Below are 25,572 nucleotides of genomic sequence, written 5' to 3' on the forward strand. Positions count from 1 at the left end.
GGGTAACGTCTCCCCTCGGTTGCCCCGTGCGACCGCGACCGGCTTGTCCGGTTGCGGGCCTATAGCTCAGACGGTTAGAGCGCTTCCCTGATAAGGAAGAGGTCACAGGTTCAAGTCCTGTTAGGCCCACCAGTTCCACCCGCACCGCCAGCTCCACCCACGTCCGCGAAGCGCCGGGAGGCATGATGAAGAAGATCATCCTGGTGGCGCTCGCCGCCCTCGGGGCCGTGGCCGCGAAGCGCAAGATCGACGCGGGCCGCGCCGAGCAGGCTCTCTGGGCCGAGGCGACCGACTCGGTCACCGGCGCCCGTACCGCCGACCGGGTCTGAGCTCGCTCCACCGCTCTTTCCCAGCCGGGGGCCTTGGCGCAATTGGTAGCGCACCTGCTTTGCAAGCAGGGGGTTAGGGGTTCGAGTCCCCTAGGCTCCACTGAAAGACCCGAGGGCTCCACCTCGGGTCTTTCTTCATTTTGGGCCCTTGGAGGCCCTAACCCCCTGCTAAGTCGTATCGGGCTGTGGGGGACTGGTGGGGGATAGCGCTGTGGGCATCGTCTCAAGCGCCATGGACCTTGATCAGCGGCTTCAAAGCCTCGTCGCGGCTCTGGGGCCCGTGGGCGTTGCGCGACCCGACGGGACGCCATAGGGGGCTGGCGGCCTGCAGCAGGCGTGTGTCGGGAGAAGTGGCGTAGAGCTCGAAGTCGTTGAGGAGCTTGCCCAGGACGTGCTGCTTCCTCGTCCCGGGGTCGTTGCTCTGACGACACATGACGAGTTCCGACGGACCTCAGATGAGCTCCCGTTTGATCGCTTCCAGCGCTCACCAAACAGCGGCACGCATGCTACGAAGGTCCGTAGATCGGTCCGTCCCCCCGGGGCGGGCCGAGCGTCATTTCAAGGCTAGATGACGAGTACTGACGGGCGGTGACGAGGCCGATGCACGGGGGAGTGAAGTTCTACCGCGGCTCTGCAGCCGCTGCGCGCTCCTACGTCGAGGCCGACCATTCCCGCGCTGACGACTACTACCTGGCCGAAGGCAGCGGCCTGGCCGAGCACTACCTCGCCGGCCCCGGAGCTGTGCGGCGCGTCGGGGACCTCGACGGCCCGGCATACGAGCGCTGGGTCGGCGGGTACGACGTCCTGACAGACACAGCCAAGGGGCGCCTGCGCGACGACGCACGTGCGCTGCGGTTCGTCGAGGTCGTCGTCAACGGGCCGAAGTCCTGGTCGCTCGCCGCCGCACTCCACCCCGACATCGCCGCGGCGTACGACGCGGCCATGGGTCGGGCCGCGAGCGAGGTGATCGGGTGGGTGGCCGACCATGCCACCACCCGGGTCGGACCACGCGGCCGACAGGTGCAGGTGCCGGTCGAGATGATCGAGGCGGCCGTGGTGCGTCACTACACCTCGCGGGCCGGCGACCCGCACCGCCACCTCCACGTGCAGATCAACGCACGCGTCTTCGCGCGCGGAGCGTGGCGGGGCCTGCACTCGGTTGGCGTCGTCGACAGCATCGAGGCGCTCAACGGCATCGGTCATGCTGCCGTGATGTGCGACCCCGAGTTCCGGGCCGCGCTCGCTGCGCGCGGCTACAGCCTCGACGAGGACGGCGAGATCCAGCAGCTCGCGCCGTACTCCGGCCGGTTCAGTCAGCGCGCGGCCCAGATCAACCGCAACGTCGACCGGTACGAGGCCGCCTGGCGAGCCGAGCACCCAGGCCAGGAACCGGGCCCGCGGCTGCGGCGTACCTGGGATCGGCGCGCGTGGGCGGACGCGCGGCCCGACAAGGTCGTTCCCAAGGACGGCGGCGATCTGGTGACGCGATGGAACGAGGAGCTGCACGACCTCGGCTTCTGTGCGCCGGCGCCGCCGGCTGCCGAGCCATGTTTAAAGGATTTAGAGACATTGAAACGGCGTGCGCCGGCCATCGGCGCGATCAACCGCGACGTGGCAGTCGAGCTGATCCTCCTTCGACTCGACGCCAAGCGGTCGGCATGGAACGCGGCTGACATCCGCGGCGAGGCCGAACGACTGATCGCCTCCGCCGGCGTGGTCGCCGAGCGACCCGTCCGTCGCGAGCTGGTCGAGGACGTCGCCGACCGTGCCGTTGCACGATGCGTGCCGCTGCTGGACCGCGATGACGTCCCGGAGCACGTCCGCAGTCTGACGTCCGAACGTGTCCTCGCCGTCGAAGCCGACCTGGTCGACAGCATCGCTTCACGCTCCACACGGCCGGTCACTGACGCGGTCCGGCTCCGCGGCGTCGCGCACCTGGACCCCGCGCAACAGCGAGTCGTCGCCGCCCTCGCCGGCGACGCCTGCGACGCCGGTCTGATCGTGATCGAAGGCGCCGCCGGCACCGGCAAGACCACCACACTGGCCGCCGCGCGCGACGTTCTCGACGACGCCGATCGCCGGCTCGTGGTGGTCACCCCCACCCTCAAGGCAGCCCAAGCAGCGCAACAGCAGGTCGGCACCGCCGCCTTCTCCGCCGCCTGGCTCATCCATCAGCACGGCTATCGCTGGGACGAGGACGGGCACTGGTCGCAGACCGAGGCCGCGCCCGAGGCCCGCGCCCGACTGCCACCCGGCGATGTCCTCCTCGTCGACGAGGCCGGCATGCTCGACCAGGACACCGCCCGTGCGCTGTTCGCCATCGCCGACCGAGCGCACGCCGTCGTCGCGCTCCTCGGCGATCGCCACCAGCTCCCGGCCGTCGGCCGGGGAGGGGTCCTCGACCTCGCCGCACGCTGGGTGCGACCCGAAGGGCACCACGAGCTCGAGTCGGTCCACCGGTTCCGCGATCCCGCGTACGCCGACCTCAGCCTGCTCATGCGAACCGGGGAGCGGTCCGGTGAGGTCTTCGACGCCCTACTCGAACGCGGCGAGGTCGTCGTCCATGCCACCGAGGTCGAACGCACGGCGGCCCTGGCCATGATCGGCGCCGAGGGCGACCAGCTCGTCATCACCGACACCCGCGAGCAGGTCGGGACCCTCAACTCAGCCATCCGCGACCGCCGCCACGGCGAGCCTGGTGAGCGCACTGGTGAGCTCACCACACGCCGTGGTGAGCAGATCGCGCTCGGCGACCGGGTCGCCACCCGACGCAACGACCGCAACCTCGAAGTGGCCAACCGCGACACCTGGACCGTGGCCGGAGTCGGCGACGACGCCAGCCTGTTCGTCACTGGCCGCGCCGGCCAACGCACCCTGCCGGCTGCGTACGTCAGCGATCACGTCGAGCTCGCGTTCACCACCACCGCCTACGGAGCCCAGGGAGAGACCGTCGACTCCGCACACCTCGCACTCGGCGAGACCACCGGCGCCGCGTCGGCGTACGTCGGGATGACCCGTGGCCGCCACCGCAACGTCGCCCACCTCGTCGCCGAGACGGTCGACGACGCCCGCAGCCAATGGGTCGACATCTTCAACCGCGACCGCGCCGACCTCGGGCCCACGCACGCCGCAGAGAGAGCAGCGGACGACATCGACCGGTACGGACCGAACGTGGGGCCGCCCGCCCTGGGACTTCAGGCTGCGGTCTTGCGCGACGGCCCGCGTCGTCCACCCCCGCCGATTCCGGCTCCTCGACCGAGCTCCCGCGGAGTAGGTCGCTGACCTACTTCCCACGTCGACTGATCGTAGGGATCAGGCCGGTGGACATAGGTGACCAGAGAGGCTGGGGTCCCGACGGCAGCGGTCACAGGTGGCCGATCCGTTGACCGCGATGTCGCTTCTCAAGGCACCGAGTCGTCGAATCCGTCGGCGACCACAGCGAGAGGCGAAGTCATGGTGACCCCCATCGGCATCCCGGACGACTGGGACGACAACAACCTGATCCTGTTCGAGGAGTTCTGCGAGCTCATCCGTACACCGCAGCGCACCGTCCGCGACTGGCGCCGGCGCGGTGTCGGCCCGCGGTGGACCCGCTTCCAGGGAGTGGGCCGGCTCTACATCACCGTCGCCGAGGCCCGACGCTTCCTCGCCCCTGCCTCTGCCACTACCTCCCGGCCGGAGGTGCGTTCCGATGGCTGAGCGGCGCCCTGTCCCGGTCTACCTCAGCCTCGAGGAAGCGGCCGAAGCCATGTCGGTCTCGGTCAAGACCATCCGGCGCTGGATCGCCGCCGGCACGCTTCCGGCCTACCGCTGCGGCAAGCGGGCCATCCGGATCAAGCTCGAAGACCTGGAGGCCGCGCCTCGGCAGATCCCCTCAGCGCGGTGGTGACGGGCGCAACCTAGAGCCGACCCTGCGCCCTGTCCCGGGCGAGGTTCGCGGGTTCCGAGTACGTCTGGACCTGCACGGCGCGAAGCCCCCGGCCTGGCGTTGGCTCGAACTGCCCGGCGACATCGATCTGCCGGTCCGCTGGCGCGAGACCACCGGCGTCGACCTTGCCGTCGCGGCCACCGCCCGCGCGGCGATCGTTGGCCACGGAGGGCCGCCTGGAGAAGCTTGACGATTCTTCCTCCGGTAAGCCACAAATCGATGCCTCGATGCGTCGCTCCGGTTCACCCCGGGCTCTTCGGCGAGCCTGTGGGGTCGGGAGGTTAGGTGCGTGTCGCCCGGACGTAGTAGGAGCCTCGTCGTTCCCCCCGCAGTTCAAGCTCGCCAGCTTCCGTCAGCCGCTTCAGGACGGTACGAGCCTGGCCCGGACTGAGGTGACACAGTTCTGCCGCCTTGCTTCGCGTGATGCTTCCGAACTGGTCTACGTAGGCAAGGATCATGTGCTCCTGCTGGATCGGATCAGTGTCCTGGAGCCGCACGTACTCGCTCGACTGCGCGAGCCGGTAGAACGCTGCCGTCAGGTGGTGTCGCCTATTGCGTCCAGGTCCCCGTGACTCGACGAATCCCATCTCGATGAGGCGGGCGAGGTGGGTCCGAACTGACGACTCGCCCTCGTTGAGCGCCTCGACCAGTTCGCGCGTCGTCTCTGGCCCCATCGCCTTGAGTTCGTGGAGTATCTGCAACTGTGGAAGTAGGAGGACTCGGCCGTCCGCGTCCTCGTACTCGAGTACGAACCGCACCATTTCCAGGTCGGCATCGCTCGTGCTGATCTGCACGATCACGGCGTTGGCGTTCGTCGCTGAGTAGTCCGGAACACCCCGGCCAGTACGCAGCAGTTGAACGTACATCTCGCGGATGCCGCGGCCCGCGCGATCGACGATCCCCGCGCGCTTGAACGCCTCCGCCAGGATCGGGCTGCGTGGCTTCGAATCGTCGAGGAAGTTCTGGAGTGTGATGCCCGCCGGGAATCCACCGGGACTGCGCACGCGGAAGCGGTCCTCGCTGAGTTGCACCGCGACAGGACCGACCTCGGAGTAGTCGCGGTGGACAAGGGCATTAGCGATCGATTCGCGGATGGTTCCATCAGGAACTCTCGGAACGCCGATCCGGTGGAGCCCCACTATCAGCTCCTGCTCGGAGTTGCGGACATCGATAAGTTCGAAGAGGCGCTCGGCAGCTCGGAGCAGGGGAAGTCTGATCGTCTCGTTGGCGGTGACCGTGGTGCCGCGCAACTCTTGGAACACGGCTTCGGCAGTCGGCACGAAACGTTCTAGGGACGTGGATGTACCGAAGAGCAGGATCGCGCCAAGAGTGAGTTCGTTGCCGTGTTCCGGCAGTACGAGACGAAGGCTCCGCAGAAGTTCCTGGTCACTGAGTTCTGCGAGCGTGCGGTCGCCCTTGCCGGCCGCACACATACGGCGGAACCTGTCGAACTCGACGGGGTCGAGGTCCTCGATCCGCGCGCCGCGAGCGGGAGTCGCTGCGTAGTCACGACCCTGTGCCGTCAGTCCTACCGACAACATCTCGTGCAGGGGATAGGCGACGCACTCGGGCTTGCCGTCCGCGCGGAGCGAGCGCCTCACGTACTTGCCGGACTTGGAGCCGACGGGAATCGGTGCCTTGGGTACGTCGATGACTGCTACCGGCAGGCCGTCCAGTTCCACCAGCTCGATCGCCGTTGCCAGCGGCGACTCGGTCCTGTTGAGGATCATCGCTTGGAGCAGGTTTGGCTGCGTGCTCGTGCCGTGCCTGGGCTCCAGCCCGGTGATCCTGCCGTCGTCCTCGACCCCGATCAGCAGCAGGCCGCCGTCGCCGTTCGCCAAGCAGATGACGGCGTCCACGATGTCGTTGTCGCTCATCGCCGACCGCTGGCCGCGCTTGAACTCCACGGTGAAGGATTCACCTGCGGCGACCAGGTCAGCGAGTTCGTCCGGGGTCATGCCGACCATAGTTATACATAGTTATGGCGCTGGCAAGGCGACAGGCTGGTGACCTCCATAAATATGCATAGACCGTTCATTGGCGGGCGTGACTCCAAGCGTCGTACGTCTCGCCGATCCGCTCCGACAGCGCCTTGTCCCGATCGAGGGTGGCGTGCTGGTAGATCGCCATGGCGGCCTGGGATGCGTGGCCGGCACGCGCCTGCAGTTCGGCGGCGGTCGCGCCGTGTTGGCCGGCCAACGTCAGCGCGGTGTGGCGCAGGTGGTGGATGGTCAGGTCCGGGCGCCCGGCCTTCTCCCGCGCCGGCCGGTAGCGGTCCATCAGGTACCGCACGCTCATGTGGTCGGTCCGATCGCCGCCGAACAGCAGTCCAGCCGGACCGGGAGCGGTGTGCTCGAGCAGGTGCTTCTGCAGCATCGGGAGGAACGGCGGCGGGACGTGCACGGTGCGCACTCCGCTGGCGGTCTTCGGTGCGCTGATGACCCGACCGCAGTGGGGGCAGGCGTCCTTGGTCCCAGGGATCACGTCCTTGTCGACCTTGCGGGTCACGCTGACCCGACCGCTGATGCCCTCGACATCGGAGCGTCGCAGCTCCAACAGCTCACCCTGGCGGAGTCCGACGAACGCGGCGAGCACGATGAACAGGCGCAGCCGCTCGGGCATCGCCTCGGTGATGACCGCCAGCTCGTCGAGGGTCGCCGGCACGGCGACCCGCTTCACGCGAGCGGAGCCGGCGCCGCGGATCTTCGGTGGCGCACGGAAGATGAGCTCCTCCTCCTCGGCCGACTGGAGGATCGAGCGCACGAGCCGGTAGGCCGCGGCGTTGCTCGACTCGGTGGCGGGATCGAGCGAGGCGCGCCACTGCTTGATCTCCGACAGGGTGACCTCGATCAGCGGCATCTCATCGAAGTACGGCAGGATCCGCGACCGCAGCAGCTGCCGGTAGTTCCGCTGGGTGGTCGGCCGCAGGCCGCGCTCCACCACGAAGCGCTCGGCAAACGAGCCGAACGTGTTCCAGGCCGCGGCGGCCTGCCGCTTGGACTCCGCCGCCTGGCGGGCCCGGGGCGGAGTCCACTCCTCCCGGTCGACCAACGCCCGCTCGGCGGCAAGCCACGCCTCGGCGTCCATCTTGGTGGCGAGGGTGCGGGAGTAGCGGGTGCCGTCGGGCATGGCATAGCGAGCGCGGTGGGTCACCGTGCCGGTGGCGCTGACCCGCCGCTCGACCTCACCGAAGCCTCGTCGTCTGGCCATCCGAGTGCCGCCCTTCGAGCCCGATCCCTAACCCCCCTGCTTGGTTGGCAACGGGAGTCCCTGTGGGGGACTGGTGGGGGAAAGAATGTCCCCAATGGGGGAATCTTGTCCACCCGTGTCCGACGTTTCTGCAGGTCAGAGCCATCTTGCGCCTGCTCCAGGCCGATTTGCAAGCAGGGGGTTAGGGGTTCGAGTCCCCTAGGCTCCACTGAAGGACCCGGGGGCTCCACCCCGGGTCCTTCTTCATTTTCGGAGTCTTCTGGCCAAGGGCCATCGACCTCGCCGTCACAGCCACCGTCCGCGCGGTGATCCGGTCGACCTGACGCGACAGCGGGCCCGGGGCCCGGTGTCTTTTGGCGCAATTGCTGGGGAAAACACCTCCCCGGGCCGCAGACAGGTATCAATCCCAGCAATTGCGCCGATAAGGACGCACCCCCCGCCGCCCGCCCGAGTGGCGTCGGTCTCGATCGCGCCCGTGGACGTGGGGAAGCCGGGGCCGGCTCCGTACCATGAAGGTCGTGTCCAGACTGCTCGCGCCGCGTGCCTGGGGCGCGCATCTCTTCGCTCTGCTCGCCTTGGTCGTGACCGTGTGGCTCGGGGTGTGGCAGTTCCAGTCGTGGCAGGCCACGCGGGAGGCCGAGGCGGCCGACCTGACCCGGCTCGACCCGGTCCCGCTCGAGGACGTGTTCGGCCCCGACGACCCGTTCCCCGGCGACAAGATCGGCCAGCCGGTGCTGCTCGACGGCACCTGGGTGCCCGACGGCACCGTCTACATCTCCGGGCGCGAGTCGGACGGCGAGGCCGGCTACTGGGTGGTCACGCCGCTGGCGATCGGCGGCGGCGCCGACGCCCCGGCGCTGCCGATCGTGCGTGGCTGGACCGCCGACGTCGACAGCGCGCCCGCGCCGCCGTCCGGTGAGGCCGAGCTGGTGGGCTGGCTGCAGCCGGGCGAGGGCACCACCGAGGTCGACACCGACCGCAGCGACGACATCCTGCCGCAGGTGCGCCTCGCCGACCTGGTGCAGCACGTCGACCAGGACCTCTACGGCGGCTACGCGATCGTCGCCGCGCCCGAGCACGTCGCGGCGGGGAACTGGCCGACCGGCGACCGGGCCACCAACGACGGCTCCGCGGGCCTGGTGCCCGCCGAGCTCGACCAGCTGCCGAAGTCGGAGGCCTTCACCGGCCTGCGCAACTTCCTGTACGCCGTGGAGTGGTGGCTCTTCGCCGCGTTCGTGGTCTTCATCTGGCTGCGCTGGACCCGCGACGAGCTCGCCGAGGAGCGGGCCGAGAGCCTGGGCGCCGTCGGCGCCGGGCCTGACCCCGACGCGGGGGACGACCTCGTCCCGGCGGCCGCCGGGACCGGCACCGCCACCGGCGTGGCCACCGAGCCGGTCACGCCGGTGACGCCCGGGCACTCCCGCACCGACCTGGGCTTCCTGCTCTACCGGGTGATGGCGAGCGTCGTCGGCGTGCTGCTGGTGGTGCTGTGCCTGGTCGGCGTACCGCTGGCCAACTTCGACGGCACCGGCATGTGGGGGCTCTTCGACAGCACCCCCGGCCTGGTCACGCCAGGGTCGTCGGTGCAGCAGTTCGGCGATGAGATCACCACCAACCTCGGGGTGCTGCACGGCTGGCTCTACATGGGCTTCCTGCTCACCGCGATCTCGCTGGCGCGTCGCGAGCGGTGGCCGCTCGGCTTCACCGTCGTCACGCTGCTCTCGGGCACCGTGCCGGTCCTCAGCTTCTGGGCCGAGCACCGGGCGGTCGCCCGGGTGCGTGCCCGCCGCGCGGTCGCCGCGCAGGGCGAGGCCGGGACCGTTGAGACCGCCGCCACGGGAGTACGGTCGGACTCGTGAACCGCTCTCTCGTGGCCTACCGCGTGATGGCCCTCATCGTCGGTGTCCTGCTGATCGTGCTGTGCCTGGTCGGCGTACCGCTGGCCAACTTCGACGGCACCGGCATGTGGGGGATCTTCGACAGCACCCCGAGCTGGGTCGCCCCCGGCGGCTCGGCCCAGGAGGCCGGGGAGTGGATCACCGGCACCCTCGGTGTGCTGCACGGCTGGCTCTACATGGGCTTCCTGATCGCGGCGTTCAACCTCTCGCGCAAGGAGGGCTGGGAGGCCGGCTTCACGATCGTCACCCTGCTCTCCGGCACGGTGCCGGTGCTGAGCTTCTGGGCCGAGCACCGCGCGGTGAAGCGGGTGCGCGCCGACGAGGCCGCCGACCTCGCCGAGGCACAGGCCGCCGCGGCCGCCGCGTCCTCTTCTTCCTCCTCCGGCCCGCGCGGCTGACGGCCCACGGGTCAGGACCGGCGCCGATGAGGACTGCATACGTGCTCGGCGGCGGCGGCGTGCTGGGCGCGGTCGAGGTCGGGATGCTGCGCGCGCTGCTCGAGCGCGACCTGCGCCCTGACCTGGTGCTCGGCACCAGCATCGGCGCCCTCAACGGCGCGCTGGTCGCCCAGGACCCCAGCCTCGCGGTGGTGGACCGGCTCACCGAGCTGTGGCGCACCGCCAACGCCCCCGGCCGCGAGGTGTACGGCGGGCGCCCGCTGGACGCCCTGAAGCGCGCGGTCAGCAGCGGCACCCACGTCTACTCCGCCGAGCCGCTCAAGCAGCGGCTCGTCGAGGAGCTCGGCGACACGACCTTCGCCGAGCTGGCGGTGCCCTTGCAGGTGTGCGCCTCCAGCATCGAGCGTGCGGCGGAGCACTGGTTCGACACCGGCCCGGTCGTGGACGCGGTGATGGCGAGCGCCGCCGTACCCGGGCTGCTGCCCCCGGCCCGGGTCGGCGGGGAGCACTATCTCGACGGCGGCATCGTGAACTCGATCCCTCTCGAGCGTGCCGTGCGCCTCGGCGCGACCCGGATCTTCGTGCTCCAGGTCGGACGGGTCGACCGGCCGCTGACGGTGCCGCGCAAGCCCTGGGACGTCGCCCGGGTCTCCTTCGAGATCGCGCGGCGCCACCGCTTCCACCGCGAGCTGGCCGAGCTGCCCGAGGGCGTGGTCGCGCACGTGCTGCCGGTCGCGGGCACGTCCGAGCGCGACGACAAGCTGCGTTCGGCCTTCGACTTCTCCACGGTGCAGGAGCGCATCGACGACAACCATCGGGTCTCCGCGGCCTACCTCGACGGCCTCGCGTGACGGCCCGCTCGGTGGGCACCTGGCTGCTGCGGCGCTGGGTCCTCGCCCCTGCCGTGATCGGGCTGACCGCGCTGCTGTGGGTGACCGCGCCGCTGTGGCTGGTCGTCACGTTCGCGCTCTCGCCGCTGCTGCCCGGCCACTGGCGCGCGCTGCGGCTGGCCTGGATCGCGCTGCTCTACCTGAGCATCGAGAGCCTGCTCCTGCTGGTGATGCTGGGCTTCTGGGTGTCCTCCGGGTTCGGTGCTCGGCTGCGCACGGCGTACTGGGAGGGCGTGCACTACGACCTGATCCAGGGCGTGATGTGGGTCTTCTTCACCGAGGCCCGGCGGGTGCTGCGGCTGCGGATCGTGACCGACGGGCCGACGCCGGCCGCGCACCCCGGCGTACCGATCCTGGTGTGCTGTCGCCACGCGGGCCCGGGCGACTCCTTCACGCTGATCCACGCGCTGATGCACTGGTACTCGCGCGAGCCGCGGGTCGTCCTCAAGGACACCCTGGCCTGGGACCCGATGATCGACGTGGTGCTGCGGCGGGTGCCTGCGCGGTTCATCTCGCCGAACCCGCGGGCGGGGGAGGACCTGGAGGCGCAGATCGCCTCGCTGGCGCGGGGGCTCGACGAGAACGACGCGTTCGTGATCTTCCCCGAGGGCGGCAACTTCACCCCGCAGCGGCGCGACCGGGCGATCGTGCGGCTCCACCGGCTGGGGATGCACCGGATGGCCCAGCGCGCGGAGGCGATGGAGCACGTGCTGGCGCCCCGGCCCGGCGGGTTCCTCGCCGCGCTGGACGCGGCGCCGGAGGCGGACGTCGTACTCGTGGCGCACACCGGGCTGGACCACCTGCTGACGGTGGGCGACCTGTGGCGCGAGCTGCCGATGGACAAGCAGATCGTGATGCGCTGGTGGCAGGTGCCGCGCGAGGAGATCCCCGACGGCCGTGAGGAGCGCATCGACTGGCTCTACGGGTGGTGGGAGCGCATCGATGCCTGGATCGAGCAGAACCGGCCGGAGGAGCTGCGCCCGCGCTGAACGGGTGAGTCCTCCGACCGGTCCGGGGTGCTCAGGAGCGGCGCTGCTCGTCGAGGTCGACGACCTCGGCGGGGGCGTCCGGCGTGGTCGGCGCGTGCGGAGTCTCGGCCTGGTCGGCCAGCGCCTCGTCGGGCGAGGCCCCGGCCGGGTCGTCCTCCGAGGTCACCTTCGGCGCGCCGGGCGCCTTCGGCGAGGTCGGGCCGGCCGGCGGCGGCGCCGGGACGTAGGAGGACTGCCAGCTGTCGTTGCTGCCGCCCTGGAGCTTCTTGGCCACCACACCCGCGGCACCCGCGACGAGCGCGAGCAGCGCGACCTTGCGCAGCTTGCCGCCCTTCTTCTTCGGGGGCGGCGCGGGGGCGTTGAACTCCGCGATCTTGGCGTCGGCGGCGCTCTTGGCCGCGGCCGCCTTCTCGCCGGCCAACGCGACGCTCGTGGCGATGACCGGTGCGGCCTTGGCGCGCGCGTCGGCGAGTACTGGCGCGGCCTTCTCGCGTGCCTCGACAGCCTGCGCCAGCGCCTTCTCGCGCGCCTCGACGGCTTGCGTGAGCGCCTTCTCGCGGGCGTCGGCGAGCGCGGGGCCTGCCTTCGCACGGACCTCGATCAGGGTGGGGCGGGCGGTGTCGTCGACGAACTCCTGCACGGCGTCGCGTGCATGGGCGACGGCGTGCTCGACCTGGGGACGCACCACCCCGACGTAGGACTCCACGGTCTCGCTCGCCTGCTCGAGAAGGGACTTCTTCTTGCGGAGACGCATCGCGTCACTTCCTCTCGTTCGGTGCTGCCATTCGACCACGTCGCGCAAACGGCCTGTCCAGGATCGACCTTCCGGGTCGGGCTCTGGGTGGGCGTGCAAGGATCGACGGCGCGACGAGCGACGTGAGTCGTTCGTTGTCCAGCAGTACCCAGCCGGCGTACCGAAACAACGCGCCGGCCCATCCAAGACATCGGCACCATCAGAAGGGCAGCCATGGCGCAGCAGCAGGCCATCCTGAAGACCAACCGGGGCGACATCGTCCTCAACCTCTTCCCCGACCACGCACCTGAGACGGTCGCCAACTTCGTCGGTCTCGCGACCGGCGAGAAGAAGTACGACGCGGGCAACGGCCGCAGCGGCCCGTTCTACGACGGCCTCGGCTTCCACCGCGTCATCGACGGGTTCATGATCCAGGGCGGGTGCCCGCTCGGCACCGGCACCGGCGGCCCGGGCTACACGTTCAAGGACGAGCCGCACCCCGAGCTCACCTTCGACAAGCCCTACCTGCTCGCCATGGCCAACGCCGGCCCGGGCACCAACGGCTCGCAGTTCTTCATCACCGTGGGCGCGACCCCGTGGCTGAACTTCAAGCACACGATCTTCGGCGAGGTGGCCGACCAGGCCTCGCGCGACGTCGTCGACGCGATCGCGACCACGAAGACGGGCCCCGGCGACCGCCCGGTCGAGCCGGTCGTCTTCGAGAAGGTCGAGATCGTCGAGGCCTGAGGCCTCGCAGATCCGCACATGAGCGACCCGACGACTCCCCAGGCCGGGGTGCCAGTCTGCTATCGGCACCCCGGCCGGGAGTCGCACATCCGCTGCCAGCGGTGCGGGCGTCCGATCTGCCCGGACTGCATGCGCGACGCCGCGGTGGGCTTCCAGTGCCCCGAGTGCGTCGCCGAGGGCGCGCGCACCACGCGCCAGGCCCGCACGACGTACGGCGGCGTACGCCCGGGGCGGCCCGGGGTCGTCTCGCTCACCCTGATCGGCATCAACCTCGCGGTCTACGCCGCGATCATCGTCACCGGGTGGGGCAACAGCCGGCTGCTCGACTGGCTGATGCTGCGCCCGAAGGGCCTGTGCTTCATCGACCGCCGTGGCGGCTTCGATATCAGCAGCTCCCAGTGCGCCGACGTCCCGAACGGCGAGTGGCTGCCCGGCGTCGTGTCCGGCGCCCCGTGGCAGCTGCTGACCGGTGCGTTCACCCACATCGAGCTGTGGCACATCGGCTTCAACATGCTCGCGCTCTACGTGCTCGGCCCGCAACTGGAGTCGCTGCTGGGCCGCTGGCGCTTCCTCGCGCTCTACCTGCTCAGCGCCCTCGGCGGCTCCGTGGCTGTCATGTGGCTGGGCGCGGAGTACGGCGCGGTCCTCGGCGCGTCGGGCGCCATCTACGGCCTGATGGGCGCGCTGCTCGTCGTCATCCGCAAGATGGGCGGTGACGCCTCGCAGCTGATGCTGTGGATCGGCATCAACGTCGTGATCACTCTCGTCGCCGCGAAGGTCTCCTGGCAGGGCCACCTCGGCGGCTTCGTCGTCGGCGCCGCCGTCGCCGCGGTGCTCGTCTACGCCCCCCGCGGCCCCTCCCGCACCCGGGTCCAGGTGAGCGGCCTCGTCGCCGTCACCGTCCTCATCCTCGCGCTCACCGCCGCCCGTATCGCCCAGCTCGCCTGACCCCTGCGCCGAGTCGGCGCCAATGGCGCGCCCAGTCGGCTCTCGTGGCGGCGCGACGTCGTACGACGGGTCTCAGCTGCGCAGGGTCGCCAGTCGCTCGCGCACCCGGAGGTAGGCCAGCGCCCCCTCGCGTTCGGGCGCGGCGACCCGCACGACCGGCGGATGGCCCATCGCGGGGACGGCGAGGTCCCGGAGTGCATCGTGGTAGGCGCGCTGCGCCTGACGGCCTCTCGGCCCGAACGCCACGGCGCTCTTGGAGGCGCGGTAGCGGTCAGCCCGGGACGCCCAGTCGCGGCACAGGGCGCGGTACTCCCCGCGGTCGAAGCCGAGGGCTGCGGCCTCCGGATAGAGGTCCAAGGTGGCGACCCGTCGGCTGGTGAAGTGCTGGTGCTCGTCCACCTCGATGAACGTCATCGACTCCGGATGCAGGAAGTCGCCCGGGAGCGCGGTGAGCCGCTTGGCCGCCTGGTCCGCCTCCACGCCGCCGAGAGCGGTGAAGATGCGGTGCAGCGCCGGTGCAGCGGCGTGCGCCTCGGCGGGCAGGCCCAGGTGTCCGCGCTGGTTGAGCCAGGGGACGCGCGCTCGCACCAGCACGATCCCGTCGGCCGCCGCCGCATGCTGGAAGGCGTTCTCGGTGTCCCCTTGAGGCATGCGCCGACCCTAGGCCGCTCAGCTCCCGCGGCCGGCAGTTGCCGGATCCGAGCTGCGCAACCACACGCGCCGACTCGGCACGCCACACGCGCCGACTCGGCACGCCGCACGCGCCGACCCGCGCAACCACACGCGCCGACTCGCGCAACCACACGCGCCGACTCGGCGGTGGGGGGCGGGAGAGTTGTCCACAGGGGGAGGTGGGGCGGGTGGGGCCTGTGGGTCTTTCGTACCCAGGTCTCTCCCCAGCTGTGGACAACGCAGTGAAGAGGCAGGCCGGGCGGGGGTGGGCCAAATGAGGGCTGGGGAAATCTGTCCACACCTGTGCAATCACATGTGGATAACTACACGCGTGTAGTTCTCCACAGGGTTCTCCACCGCGGTGCATAACTCTGGTTGTGCACAGGCAGGGGCCCCGAAACGCCGAACGGCCCGCCGCTCAGAGCGACGGGCCGTTCGAGACGAGAAGGGGGGAGGACTACTCCCACTTGGTGGCGTAGGCGAAGCCCACGGCCATGAAGCCGATGCCGACGAAGAGGTTCTTCTGGCCCAGGTCGTTGAAGACGGGGATGCTGGAGAGGTCGTTGCTGAAGATGTAGAACAGGCAGATCCAGACCAGTCCGATGAGGAAGCAGCCGAGCATGCCGACCACCACGCCGTTGCCGCGTCCCAGCGGCGTCGAGGGGTGCGCGGCCAGGATCAGACCGATGAAGACAGCACCGAAACCGATCAGGTAGTTCCAGTTGCCGAGGTCGGCCATGAACGCCGGGGAGCCGGGGTCGCCGGTCTCCGCGCGCACGGCGAGGTAGTAGTAGGCCATCCAGGCGATGCCCGCCACCATGGCCGCGAGCGACACCAGGAACCGCACCGAGAACCGGGGCCCCGCGGTGGGATCGACCAGGTTGCTGTTCGGCTTCGACTTCGACACGCGTCGCTCCTCGTTCATCCACTTGCCGTGGCGTCGGTCCACGGGTCCCCGGCTACCCTAGTGGTCGTGGTATCTGGAACCCACGCGAGGCCGCAACCGCCTGCCGAGCGTCAGCCTGAGGCTCCCGCGCCTTCGGGCCGTCGGTGGCTACGCCGGCCGTTCAGCGCGTGGTCGCTGGGTACCCCCGTCGTCGTGCTGCTGTGCGGCGCACTGTTCATGGTGAGCGCGGAGAACAGCGACGGGACCGACCTGCGACCGGGTCGCTACACCGACCTGGCGTCCCTGGTCGCCTCCGAGTCGCGCGCCTACGAGCGGCTCCAGGAGCGGGTCGATGAGCTGAACGCCGACATCGAGACGCTCACCGGCCAGGTCGACGACCGCGACGTGAACCGCTACCGCGCGCGCATCGACGAGCTCGAGGACCCCGCCGGGATGGTCCCGCAGACCGGGCCCGGGGTCACGGTCACGCTGACCGACAGCGACCCCGAGCTCGCCGACGACGCGGCCCAGAACGCCGACAGCGGTCTGGACGTCAACTGGTTCCTGGTCCACCAGCAGGACATCCAGGCGGTCGTCAACGCCATGTGGAAGGGCGGCGCGAAGGCGGTCACGGTGCAGGGCAAGCGGATCATCTCCACCACCGGCATCAAGTGCGTCGGGAACTCCGTCACCTTGCAGGGACGCCCCTACTCCCCGCCGTACGTCATCACCGGCGTCGGCGACCAGGGCGAGATCATCAACGCCCTGCAGGAGGACAGCTACCTCCAGGAGTACCGCGCCCAGTCCGAGCGTCCCGAGATCGCCATCGGCTGGGACCTCGCCCTCAAGGACGAGGTCACAGCACCGGCGTACGACGGCCTGCTCGACCTGTCGTACGCCGAGCCGATCCGCTGAGCACGGCCGGCTCGCGACGCTCCAGCTGGCTGGGCTGGTCGGTGGGGGTCTCGTCGTCCCCGTCCTCGGGCTCCTCGGTGGGCTCCGTCGGCGAGGGCTCGGCGGTCTCGCTGGGCTCCACGAAGCTCGAGACGGTGATGTAGACGCTCGCGCCGTCGTCGGCCTCCTGACCCGCGGGCGGGTCCTGCTCGATGACGGTGCCCGCCGGCTCCCGGGTGTCGTCGGAGCGCACGACCTTGGGCACGAAGCCGCGCTCGCGGATCTTCTGCTCCGCGATCCGCTGCCGGTCGTTGACGACGTCGGGGACCTGCTCGCGCCCGTCGGAGTAGTAGACGACGACAGTGGTGCCGGTCTGCACCTGGGTGCCGGGGACCGGGTCGGTGCTGACCACCTGGTCGGCCGGCTCGTCGGACTCGGTCTCCTGCAGGTCCGGGACCAGGTCGAGCGCGACCAGCTTGGCGCGCGCCTCGTCGCGGGTGCTGCCGACGATGTCGCCGGGGATGGCCACCTCGGGCTTGCCGGTCGAGACGGTGAAGGTGACGGTCGAGCCGGGATCGACGTAGCGCCCGGCGGCGGGGTCCTGGGTGCCGGGGATGACCCGGTTGGGCCGCACGGTGTCGTGCGGGGCGGTGTCGATCGGACCGACCGCCAACCCCGCCTCACCGATCGCGGCGCGGGCCTGGTTCTCGGTCATGCCGCGCAGGTCCGGCACCTGCTCCTTTGGGGGAGCGCCCGGGAAGAGCTTGGGCCACAGCACGAAGCCGGCCACCACCAGCGCGAGCACCAGCAGCACCGCGGCGATCAGGCCGCCGCGGCCGCGACGCTCCTCGGCCTCGGGCAGCGCCGGGCGCTCGGCGGTCGGGTCGGCGATCGGCGTGCCGGCGACCGCGGTCGGCGCGGTGTCGGGGAGCGGCGGCGGCACCGTGGCCTGCACGGGGTTGCCGGCGAGGTAGCGCTCGATGTCGCTGCGCATCGCCGCGGCCGACTGGTAGCGGTCCTCCAGGCGCTTGGCGAGCGCCTTCATGACGATCGCGTCGACCTCGGGCGGCAGGTCGGTGTCGTGGTCCGACGGGGGCCGGGGCTGTTCCCGCACGTGCTGGTAGGCCACCGCGACCGGGCTGTCGCCGACGAACGGCGGGCGACCGGTGAGCAGCTCGTAGAGCAGGCAGCCCGCGGAGTAGACGTCCGAGCGCGAGTCCACGGTCTCCCCACGCGCCTGCTCGGGGGAGAGGTACTGCGCGGTGCCGACGACGGCGGCGGTCTGGGTCATCGTCGAGGAGGCGTCGCTGATCGCGCGGGCGATGCCGAAGTCCATGACCTTGACGTCGCCGGAGGGGGTCAGCATGACGTTGCCGGGCTTGATGTCGCGGTGGATGATCCCCGCGCGGTGGCTGTAGTCCAGCGCCGAGAGCACGCCGCTGGTGAACTCCAGGGCGCGCTCGGGCAGGATCTTGCGCCCCTCGCGGAGGATCTCGCGCAGCGTCCGGCCGGCGACGTACTCCATCACGATGTAGGGCTGGTAGACCCCTGAGCCGTCGGCCGCCGGCTCCTCGCCGGTGTCGTAGACCGCGACGATCGAGGGGTGGTTGAGCGAGGCCGAGGACTGCGCCTCGCGCCGGAAGCGTGCCTGGAACGTCGCGTCGCTGGCGAGGTCGGTGCGCAGCCGCTTGACGGCCACCACCCGACCCAGACGGGTGTCGACGCCCTTGCGGACCTCGGCCATGCCGCCGCGGCCGAGGAGCTCGCCGAGCTCGTACCGACCGCCCACGACGGTGGGGTTGCTCATCCGGTGGTGCCTCCCTCGGAGGGCTCGGGGGTGTCGTCGTCGGTCGGCGCCGACGAGCTGGGGGTGCGGGGGGTCTGGGTCGGCGTGGCCGGGGGTGCCCCCCAGTAGCGGACGGTGATGAGGGAGCCGCGCTCGACGTCGCCGGAGGGGCTGACGCTCTCGACGGTCCCCTCGGAGCGGTCGCCGGGGTTGTCGATCTCGACCAGCGTCACCTCGAGGCCGAGGCCCCGCAGGGCCGACTCGACCTCGCGGACGTTGCGCCCGATGTAGGTGCCCGCGACGACCTCGACGGTGTCGGGCGCCGGGGGCGCGGAGGTGGTCGGCGGCGGCGCGCTGGTGGTCGGCGGCGCGCTCGTCGTGGTCTCGGTCTGCGTGGGAGAGGGCCGCTCGGTCGGCGAGGAGGTCCGGTTGGGCTCGCGGGTCACGGAGGTGCCGGGCCGCGTCGGCCGCTCGTCGGTCGGGTCCTCGTCGTCGCCTCCGCCGAGCAGGACGAAGAGGAGTATGCCGAGCGCGACGAGCAGGAGCACGGCGAGCACCGGGACCCAGGGGAACCGGCGCTTCTTCTCCTCGCCCTGCTCGTCGGCGTCCGCGAGCGAGGTGCCGCGGGTGGGCGGCGCGAGCGGTGCCGCACCGGTGCTCAGCACCTGGGTCTGCTCTGCGGTCGAGGTCAGCGGCGCGACGCGGGTCGCCTGCTCGTCGGCCGCTGCCGGGTCGCGCAGCGCCGCGGCGAAGGCGGTGCCGTCGGGGTAGCGGGCCGCGGGGTCCTTCTCCAGCGCCCGTCGTACGACGTGGGCCAGCGCGGGCGGCACGCTGTCGGGGAGCTCCGGCACCGGCTCGCGCAGGTGCGCGAGCGCCGTCGCGACAGGGGTGTCGGCCTGGAAGGGGCGGTGCCCGGTCAGGCACTCGAAGGCGACCACGCCGAGGGAGTAGACGTCCGAGGCAGGGGTCGCGACCTCGCCGCGGGCCTGCTCGGGGGAGAGGTACTGCGGGGTGCCCATCACCTGGCCGGTCTGGGTCAGGCCCACCGTGTCGCTGGCGCGCGCGATGCCGAAGTCGGTGATCTTGATCCGGCGGTCCGGGGTGACGAGCAGGTTGGCCGGCTTCACGTCGCGGTGCACGATCCCCGCGGCGTGCGCCGCGCCGAGCGCCGCAGCCGCCTGGGCCAGCAGGTCGCGCGCGGCGTCGGGGTCGAGCGGCTGCCCGGCCCGCAGCAGGTCCGACAGCGGCCGGCCGTCGACGAGCTCCATCACCAGGTAGGGCCGCGGGGCGCCGGAGCCGTCGTCGTTGTGGGCCTCGCCGAAGTCGTACACGGAGGCGATCCCGGGGTGGTGCAGGGCCGCGGCGTGCTGGGCCTCGGTGGCGAAGCGGGCGCGGAAGTCGGCGTTGTCGGCGTACTCGGCCTTGAGCACCTTGATCGCCACGTCGCGGTGCAGCGTGGTGTCGGTGGCGCGCCAGACCACGCCCATGCCGCCGGTCGCGATGCGCGACTCGAGGCGGTAGCGGCCGGCGTCGTCGACGAAGCTGCCGGGACCGGTGCCGGTGGGTGGCGTCGTCATCGCAGCACCGCCTCCATCACGGCCTTGGCGATGGGGCCGCCGATGCGACCGCCCGCGATCTCGCCGCGGTCGATCGCGGCGGACTCGATCATCACCGCGACCGCGACCTGGGGGTCGTCGGCGGGGGCGAAGGACATGAACCAGGCGTACGGAGGGTCGTCGGTGCCGCTCTGGGCGGTACCGGTCTTGCCGGCGACGCTGCGCCCGGGGATGGCCGCGGGGCTCGCGGTGCCGGAATCGACGGTGTAGACCATCATCTTGGTCAGCTCCGCCGCCGTGGCCGGCGAGACGGCCTCGCTGCTGAACTCCTCGATCGGGGTGGTCGCGACCACGTCGAGGTCGGCCGACTGGACCTCGTCGACGACGTAGGGGCGCATGACGGTGCCGTCGTTGGCGATGCCGGCCGCGACCATCGCCATCTGCAGCGGGGTGGCGCGCACCTCGAACTGGCCGATGCCGCTCTGGCCGGTCTCCGCGGCGTCGGCGTTCTCGGGGTAGCGCGAGATCGCCTGCGGGCCGGTGCCCTCGAGGTACTCGCGGTTGAAGCCGAACTTCTCCGCCTGCTCCAGCATCTTGTCCGCCCCGACCTCGACCGCGAGCCGGGCGAAGGTGGTGTTGCACGACTGCGCCATCGCCTGGGTGAACGGGATCCGGTCGGTGCCGCAGGAGCGGCCCTCGTTGTCGATCAGGCCGGTGTCGCCGCTGGTCAGCGGCAGCTGGTAGGTCGACCCGCCGGGCACCAGGTCGTCGGCGGCGGTGTAGTCGCCGCTCTCGATCGCGGCGGCGGCGGTGACCAGCTTGAAGATCGACCCGGGCGGCAGGGTCTTCTGGATGCCACGGTTGAGCAGGGGCTCGGCGGGGTTGTCCCGGAGCTCGGCCCAGTACTTGTTGACCTCGGCGAAGTCGTGCGAGGCCAGCTTGTTGGGGTCGTAGGTCGGCAGCGAGACCATCGCCAGCACCTTGCCGGTGCGCGGCTCCAGGGCCACCACCGAGCCCTCGACGTCGCCGGGCAGCGCCGAGAGCGCCTCGTACGCCGCGTCCTGCGCCGCGCGGTCGATGGTGAGGGCGACGTTGCCGCCCTGGGTGCCGTCGTTGCTGAGCAGGTCGACCAGGCGGGTCACGAAGAGCCGGTCGTCCTCGCCGGAGAGCACGTCGTTCTGGCTGCGCTCGATGCCGCTGGCGCCGTAGGCGTAGGTGAAGTAGCCGGTGAGCGGGGCGTACTTGAACGGCTGGGGGTAGGTGCGCAGGTACTTGTACTGGTCGTCGATCGGGCGGCTGGTGGCCACCGGGTCGCGTCCGACGATGATCGACCCGCGCTCGCGGGAGTACGCCGCGTTGAACACCCGCGCGTTGCCGGCGTGGTCGTTGAGGTCGTCGGCGCGGAAGTACTGCAGATAGGTCACGTTGGCCATCAGGGCCAAGAACAGCACGAGGCAGAAGATCGAGATGGTGCGGATGGGCTTGTTCACGACAGCTTCACCACCTGGGTGGCCTCAGCGTCGGCGGCACCGTCCTCGGGCTCGGCGGACAGGTCCGGCACCGGCCGTCGGGCCTGGTCGGAGATGCGCAGGAGCAGGGCGATGATCACCCAGTTGGCCACGAGGGAGGAGCCTCCGTAGGAGAGGAACGGTGTGGTCAGTCCGGTCAGGGGGATGAGGCGGGTCACGCCGCCGATGACGACGAAGATCTGCAGGGCGAAGACGGCGGCCAGGCCGGTGGCGAGCAGCTTGCCGAAGCCGTCGCGCGAGATCAGCGCCGCGCGCAGCGCCCGCTCGACGATCAGGCCGAACATCAAGAGCACGGCGAGCACGCCGGTCAGCCCGAGCTCCTCGCCGATGGCGGCCATGATGAAGTCGGACTCGGCGTAGGAGATCCGCCACGGGCTGCCCTCGCCGAAGCCGCGGCCGATCAGCCCGCCCCAGGCCATGCCGAACATCGACTCCACGATCTGGCGGCCCTTGTCGCTGGTGCCCTCGCCGTAGTAGGCGAACGGGTCCACCCACAGGTTGACGCGGGTCTGCACGTGGCTGAAGATCGTCGCCGCCACGAAGGCGCCCGCCATGAACAGCAGCCCGCCGACCACCAGCCAGCCGGGCCGCTCGGTGGCGACGTAGAGCATCACCAGGAAGAGCCCGAAGAACAGCAGGCTGGAGCCGAGGTCCTTCTGCAGGACCAGCACCCCGAGGCTGACCGCCCACATCACCAGGATCGGGCCGAGGTCGCGGCCACGGGGCAGGTCGATGAAGAGCACGCGGCGCCCGGCCAGGGCGAGGGCGTCGCGGTGTAGCACGAGGTAGCCGGCGAAGGTGACCACCAGCAGGACCTTCGCGATCTCGCCGGGCTGCAGGCTGAACGGGCCGACGCTGATCCAGATCCGGGCGCCGTTGATCTCGCGGCCGATGCCCGGGACCATCGGCAGGATCAGCAGCACGATCGCGGCCAGGCCGCTGGTGTAGGTGAAGCGCTGCAGCACCCGGTGGTCGCGCAGCACCAGCAAGGTGATGATGAACAGCACCACGCCGACCGTCATCCAGGTCAGCTGCTGGCGCGCGAAGCTGGTCTCGCCGGCGGCCAGGTCGAGGCGGTGGATCACCGCCAGGCCGAGCCCGTTGAGCGCGGCGACCAGCGGCAGCAGCACCGGGTCGGCGTACGGCGCGACGACGCGCACCACGATGTGGGCGAGGATCACCAGCGCGGCCAGCCAGCCGCCGTACCCGACGATGTCGGCGGGGACCTCACCCTGCACCCCGATGCCGACCGCGGCGTAGGCGCCGATGCCGACCACGAGGGCCAGGAAGAGCAGGAACAGCTCCGCGCCCCGGCGCCGCCGGTGCACGAAACCCATGATCGCGCCTTGCTGAGCCATGCCTCAGCCGTCCGTCCTGGCCGCGCTCGGCTCGACCGGTGACATCTCGTCGGCGAGGTTCTGCACGATCGTGCGGGCCCGGTCGCGGTCGTCGGCGGCCATGCCCTCGGCGACCTGATCGCGCAGGTGGTCGGGGAGCCGGTCGACGACGACGTCGGTGGTCTCGTAGGGCTCGGACAGGGAGACGCCGGGCAGGTCGGCGTTGAGGCCGCGGAAGATCACGACCAGGCCGTCCTGCTCGCCGACGAAGTACTGGTGCTGGCTCCACGACCAGGCGGCCGCCGCCGCGATCCAGCCGAGGCCGAGCAGGACGAGGGTCACCATCACGCGGCGCAGCCACAGCAGCCGGTCCGGGGGTCGCGGGGCGTAGCGGGCCTGCTCGGGGTCGATCGGGTCGGCCGGGATCGCGTGCACGTCACCGGGCAGGTCCGGGACCGGCTCCAGCTCGCCGGTGTCGCCGGAGCGGTGGGCGCGGAAGATCCCGGTCATGGGGGCCCGGCCCGGACGGCGGCGCAGCTCGGCGGCTGCGCCGACCAGCATCGGGGCCAGCTCCTCGCCCTCGGCGTCGACGACGGGGGAGCCGTCGTCGGCCACCACGTCGGCGACCACGCAGGTGACGTTGTCGGAGCTGCCGGCCTCGAGAGCGACCCGCACCAGCTCGAGGGCGGCGTACGCCGCGGTGCCGTCGCCGAGCACGGCGGCCAGGCGCGGGTCGGGGAGCACGCCGCTGGCGCCGTCGCTGCACAGCAGCAGCCGGTCGCCGGGGAGCAGGTCGAGCAGGAACAGGTCGGGCTCGGTGTCCCCGGGGCCGCCCAGCGCACGCAGGATCAGGTTGCGGTGGGGGTGGACGCGGGCCTCGTCCTCGGTGATCCGGCCCTCGTCGATCAGGCTCTGGACGAAGGTGTGGTCCTTGGTGAGCTGGCTCAGCTCGCCGTCGCGCAGCAGGTAGGCGCGGCTGTCGCCGACGTGGCCGAACGCGGCGCGGTGGCCGTCGAAGAGCGCGACCGTGGCCGTGGTGCTGGTGCCGTTGAGGGAGGCGTCCTCGTCGACCAGCTCGTTGATCCGGTCGTGGGCGCGGTGCAGCGCGCCGGAGACCAGGCCGAGCAGGTCCTCGGGCGACTCGACCGTCGGCTCGGTGTCCAGGCGGCGCAGCTGGCTGATCGCGGTGGAGGAGGCGATGTCGCCGCGCGCGGCCCCGCCGACGCCGTCGCAGACGGTGAGCAGCCAGGGCCCGGCGTACCCGGAGTCCTGGTTGTCCTTGCGGACCCGGCCCACGTCGGAGACGGCGGCGTAGGAGAGGCGGAGCATCGTGGTGGCCGTCACTTGCGCAGCTCGAGGATCGTCTTGCCGATGCGGACCTGGGTGCCGAGCGTGAGCGTGGTGGGCTGGGTGATCCGGCTGGTGCCGATGTAGGTGCCGTTGGTGGAGCCGAGGTCCTCGACGAACCACTGGTCGCCGGAGGCGGCGATGCGGGCGTGGCGGGTGGAGACGTAGTCGTCGTCGAGGCGGATCGCGGCGTCCGAGCCGCGCCCGATCAGCACCGGGGCGTTGTCGAGGCTGGCCTGCTCCCCGGCGTTGGCGCCCTCGACCACGAGCACGTGGGTGGGCGAGCCGCGCCGGCGGCTGGGCGCCTTGGGCGCCCGCTCCTTCTTCGCCCGAGGACCGCGGCCCCGGTCGGCCTCGGGCACCCGGGCGCCGAACATGTCGGAGCGGATCACCGAGACGGCCGAGAGGACGAAGATCCACAGGATCGCCAGGTAGGCGATCTTGACGAGCAGGAGGGTCAGCTCAGACAACGTGGTCCTCCTCGACCACCCGCACGGTGAGGGTGGTGGTGCCGATCTTCACGACCGAGCCGTCGTGGAGCCGGGCGCGGGGCACCTTCTGCCCGTCGACCAGCATGCCGTTGGTGGAGCCGAGGTCGCGGACCTCGATGTGCAGGTCCGCGGCGCGGCCGGCCTCCTCACCGACACGGAACTCGACATGGCGCCGGCTCACGCCGGGGTCGTTGATCCGCACGTCCGCGTCGGTGCCGCGCCCCACGACCACGCCGGGCGCCTGGAGCGGCTGGCGGGTGCCGTTGACCTCGAGCAGCGCGCGGGCCCGGCGTACCTGGGTCGGGGAGGAGTGGGAGGTGACCTTGGCCTGCACCTGGCTGCGGACCCGGAACCGGCCGGTGGTGAGGTCCTCGGCTCCCTCGAAGGACAGCGTGATCGGCCCCGGGAAGGAGTAGCCCTGCTCGCGGGCGTGCTGCTGCACCTGCGAGACCAGCTCGTCGGCCATCGCGGTGTCGTACGGCGCGAGCCGCTCCAGGTCGGTGGCGGAGAGCTCGACGTGGAAGTCGTTGGGGACCAGACGACGCTCGCGCGAGAGGATCTGCGCGTTGTTGTCGCACTCGCGCTGCAGCGCGGCCGCGATCTCCACCGGCTGCACCGCGGAACGGAAGGCACGGGCGAACGCGCCCGAGATCATCTCTTCCAGGCGCTGCTCGAAGCGCTGCAACCCACGCACGTCGCCTCCTCTCGCCGGAACCCCGGATCGTGCCTCGTGCCGGTCGCGATCCGTGCCGGTTGGCCGCAGACCGAGGACCCCGGACCTGCCGGGGTACGGCCCCGATCGTAGCCATGCCCTCTCGGTCGATCTCGTTACCCGTACGCCGGTTTGGGAATCTCAGCGCGGCTGGGCTAGCCTGACGACGCTTCGGAGCGCGAGTGGCGGAATAGGCAGACGCGCACGGTTCAGGTCCGTGTGTCCGAAAGGACGTGGGGGTTCAACTCCCCCCTCGCGCACAGAAGCGAAAGGCCCCAGGTCGATGACCCGG

At 71.1% G+C, this 25,572-nt stretch carries 23 protein-coding genes and 3 tRNA genes; 14 read left to right on the forward strand and 12 right to left on the reverse strand.

Annotated elements, in window-relative coordinates; all coding sequences use genetic code 11:
• Positions 1 to 55: 55 nt before the first annotated feature.
• The 6 genes from GFH29_RS00055 (at position 56) to GFH29_RS00075 (ending at position 4,218) form a co-directional block, all read left to right on the forward strand.
• Positions 56 to 132, forward strand: a tRNA-Ile gene (locus tag GFH29_RS00055).
• Positions 133 to 185: 53 nt separating this feature from the next.
• Entirely contained in the window at positions 186 to 329 is a 144-nt protein-coding gene (locus tag GFH29_RS20370) for a DLW-39 family protein (protein WP_194289050.1), read from the forward strand.
• A gap of 27 nt (positions 330 to 356) precedes the next feature.
• A tRNA-Ala gene (locus tag GFH29_RS00060) sits at positions 357 to 429 on the forward strand.
• Between the two features lie 500 nt (positions 430 to 929).
• Positions 930 to 3,611 carry a MobF family relaxase gene (mobF, locus tag GFH29_RS00065; RefSeq protein WP_153321483.1) on the forward strand — a complete coding sequence of 894 codons (2,682 nt, stop codon included), beginning with the start codon at positions 930 to 932 and terminating at the stop codon, positions 3,609 to 3,611.
• 171 nt (positions 3,612 to 3,782) lie between these two features.
• Complete coding sequence (locus tag GFH29_RS00070; protein ID WP_153321484.1) at positions 3,783 to 4,028, forward strand: hypothetical protein; 246 nt, start codon at positions 3,783 to 3,785, stop codon at positions 4,026 to 4,028.
• Positions 4,021 to 4,218 (forward strand): helix-turn-helix domain-containing protein, encoded by a 198-nt coding sequence (locus GFH29_RS00075; protein ID WP_153321485.1) that lies wholly within the window; start codon positions 4,021 to 4,023, stop codon positions 4,216 to 4,218. Before GFH29_RS00070 ends, GFH29_RS00075 begins: the two co-directional genes overlap by 8 nt.
• 320 nt (positions 4,219 to 4,538) lie before the next feature.
• On the opposite strand, the gene GFH29_RS00080 is transcribed toward GFH29_RS00075, so the two are convergent.
• A complete protein-coding gene (locus GFH29_RS00080) occupies positions 4,539 to 6,215 on the reverse strand; it encodes a DNA glycosylase AlkZ-like family protein (RefSeq protein WP_153321486.1) in 1,677 nt (558 codons plus the stop codon).
• Between the two features lie 76 nt (positions 6,216 to 6,291).
• The gene (locus GFH29_RS00085) at positions 6,292 to 7,467 is read right to left on the reverse strand and encodes a tyrosine-type recombinase/integrase (protein ID WP_153321487.1); all 1,176 of its coding nucleotides are present in this window, start codon (positions 7,465 to 7,467) and stop codon (positions 6,292 to 6,294) included.
• A 518-nt stretch (positions 7,468 to 7,985) separates the two neighbouring features.
• Here GFH29_RS00085 and GFH29_RS00090 point away from each other — a divergent pair.
• From GFH29_RS00090 to GFH29_RS00105, 4 genes are read left to right on the forward strand one after another with little or no spacing between them, the layout of a single operon-like run.
• Positions 7,986 to 9,326 carry an SURF1 family cytochrome oxidase biogenesis protein gene (locus GFH29_RS00090; RefSeq protein WP_194289045.1) on the forward strand — a complete coding sequence of 447 codons (1,341 nt, stop codon included), beginning with the start codon at positions 7,986 to 7,988 and terminating at the stop codon, positions 9,324 to 9,326.
• A complete protein-coding gene (locus GFH29_RS00095; protein ID WP_153321489.1) occupies positions 9,323 to 9,763 on the forward strand; it encodes a DUF3817 domain-containing protein in 441 nt (146 codons plus the stop codon). The genes GFH29_RS00090 and GFH29_RS00095 overlap by 4 nt, the downstream gene beginning before the upstream one ends.
• A 26-nt stretch (positions 9,764 to 9,789) precedes the next feature.
• Positions 9,790 to 10,614: a patatin-like phospholipase family protein gene (locus GFH29_RS00100; protein ID WP_153321490.1), complete on the forward strand. Its 825-nt coding sequence runs from the start codon at positions 9,790 to 9,792 to the stop codon at positions 10,612 to 10,614.
• The gene (locus tag GFH29_RS00105; RefSeq protein WP_228387658.1) at positions 10,611 to 11,642 is read left to right on the forward strand and encodes a 1-acyl-sn-glycerol-3-phosphate acyltransferase; all 1,032 of its coding nucleotides are present in this window, start codon (positions 10,611 to 10,613) and stop codon (positions 11,640 to 11,642) included. The genes GFH29_RS00100 and GFH29_RS00105 overlap by 4 nt, the downstream gene beginning before the upstream one ends.
• A 31-nt stretch (positions 11,643 to 11,673) precedes the next feature.
• Here GFH29_RS00105 and GFH29_RS00110 read toward each other — a convergent pair whose 3' ends face one another.
• On the reverse strand, positions 11,674 to 12,396 hold the full coding sequence (locus tag GFH29_RS00110) for a hypothetical protein (RefSeq protein WP_153321491.1): 723 nt from the start codon (positions 12,394 to 12,396) through the stop codon (positions 11,674 to 11,676).
• A 213-nt stretch (positions 12,397 to 12,609) separates the two neighbouring features.
• Here GFH29_RS00110 and GFH29_RS00115 point away from each other — a divergent pair, with 213 nt between their 5' ends.
• Together GFH29_RS00115 and GFH29_RS00120 are read left to right on the forward strand one after the other, a co-directional pair.
• Positions 12,610 to 13,122, forward strand: coding sequence for a peptidylprolyl isomerase (locus GFH29_RS00115; protein WP_153321492.1), 513 nt, complete (start codon positions 12,610 to 12,612; stop codon positions 13,120 to 13,122).
• A gap of 129 nt (positions 13,123 to 13,251) precedes the next feature.
• Positions 13,252 to 14,070, forward strand: coding sequence for a rhomboid family intramembrane serine protease (locus GFH29_RS00120; RefSeq protein WP_228387659.1), 819 nt, complete (start codon positions 13,252 to 13,254; stop codon positions 14,068 to 14,070).
• 72 nt (positions 14,071 to 14,142) lie between these two features.
• Here GFH29_RS00120 and GFH29_RS00125 read toward each other — a convergent pair whose 3' ends face one another.
• Both GFH29_RS00125 and GFH29_RS00130 read right to left on the reverse strand, forming a co-directional pair.
• Positions 14,143 to 14,721 (reverse strand): hypothetical protein, encoded by a 579-nt coding sequence (locus tag GFH29_RS00125; RefSeq protein WP_228387660.1) that lies wholly within the window; start codon positions 14,719 to 14,721, stop codon positions 14,143 to 14,145.
• A gap of 478 nt (positions 14,722 to 15,199) precedes the next feature.
• On the reverse strand, positions 15,200 to 15,649 hold the full coding sequence (locus GFH29_RS00130) for a cell division protein CrgA (protein WP_228387661.1): 450 nt from the start codon (positions 15,647 to 15,649) through the stop codon (positions 15,200 to 15,202).
• 192 nt (positions 15,650 to 15,841) lie between these two features.
• Between GFH29_RS00130 and GFH29_RS00135 the strand changes: the two genes are divergently transcribed.
• Entirely contained in the window at positions 15,842 to 16,543 is a 702-nt protein-coding gene (locus GFH29_RS00135; RefSeq protein ID WP_228387662.1) for a DUF881 domain-containing protein, read from the forward strand.
• Here GFH29_RS00135 and pknB read toward each other — a convergent pair.
• The 7 genes from pknB to GFH29_RS00170 are packed head-to-tail and all read right to left on the reverse strand — an operon-like array spanning position 16,485 to position 25,262.
• Complete coding sequence (pknB, locus tag GFH29_RS00140; RefSeq protein ID WP_153321494.1) at positions 16,485 to 18,329, reverse strand: Stk1 family PASTA domain-containing Ser/Thr kinase; 1,845 nt, start codon at positions 18,327 to 18,329, stop codon at positions 16,485 to 16,487. The two genes, GFH29_RS00135 and pknB, sit on opposite strands and share 59 nt — an antisense overlap.
• Positions 18,326 to 19,885, reverse strand: a complete 1,560-nt coding sequence (locus tag GFH29_RS00145) for a Stk1 family PASTA domain-containing Ser/Thr kinase (RefSeq protein WP_153321495.1) — start codon at positions 19,883 to 19,885, stop codon at positions 18,326 to 18,328. The genes pknB and GFH29_RS00145 overlap by 4 nt, the downstream gene beginning before the upstream one ends.
• Entirely contained in the window at positions 19,882 to 21,354 is a 1,473-nt protein-coding gene (locus GFH29_RS00150; RefSeq protein WP_153321496.1) for a peptidoglycan D,D-transpeptidase FtsI family protein, read from the reverse strand. Before GFH29_RS00150 ends, GFH29_RS00145 begins: the two co-directional genes overlap by 4 nt.
• Positions 21,351 to 22,751, reverse strand: a complete 1,401-nt coding sequence (locus tag GFH29_RS00155) for an FtsW/RodA/SpoVE family cell cycle protein (RefSeq protein WP_153321497.1) — start codon at positions 22,749 to 22,751, stop codon at positions 21,351 to 21,353. The genes GFH29_RS00150 and GFH29_RS00155 overlap by 4 nt, the downstream gene beginning before the upstream one ends.
• A 3-nt stretch (positions 22,752 to 22,754) precedes the next feature.
• The gene (locus GFH29_RS00160; protein ID WP_228387663.1) at positions 22,755 to 24,074 is read right to left on the reverse strand and encodes a PP2C family protein-serine/threonine phosphatase; all 1,320 of its coding nucleotides are present in this window, start codon (positions 24,072 to 24,074) and stop codon (positions 22,755 to 22,757) included.
• Positions 24,071 to 24,547, reverse strand: a complete 477-nt coding sequence (locus tag GFH29_RS00165) for an FHA domain-containing protein (RefSeq protein WP_153321498.1) — start codon at positions 24,545 to 24,547, stop codon at positions 24,071 to 24,073. The genes GFH29_RS00160 and GFH29_RS00165 overlap by 4 nt, the downstream gene beginning before the upstream one ends.
• Positions 24,540 to 25,262 carry an FhaA domain-containing protein gene (locus GFH29_RS00170; protein WP_153321499.1) on the reverse strand — a complete coding sequence of 241 codons (723 nt, stop codon included), beginning with the start codon at positions 25,260 to 25,262 and terminating at the stop codon, positions 24,540 to 24,542. The genes GFH29_RS00165 and GFH29_RS00170 overlap by 8 nt, the downstream gene beginning before the upstream one ends.
• A 194-nt stretch (positions 25,263 to 25,456) precedes the next feature.
• On the opposite strand from GFH29_RS00170, the gene GFH29_RS00175 reads away from it, so the two are divergent.
• Positions 25,457 to 25,540: transfer RNA gene (locus GFH29_RS00175), tRNA-Leu, on the forward strand.
• The last annotated feature ends 32 nt before the right edge of the window (positions 25,541 to 25,572 follow it).

This window comes from Nocardioides sp. dk884 (assembly GCF_009557055.1).
Taxonomy (GTDB): Bacteria; Actinomycetota; Actinomycetes; order Propionibacteriales; family Nocardioidaceae; genus Nocardioides.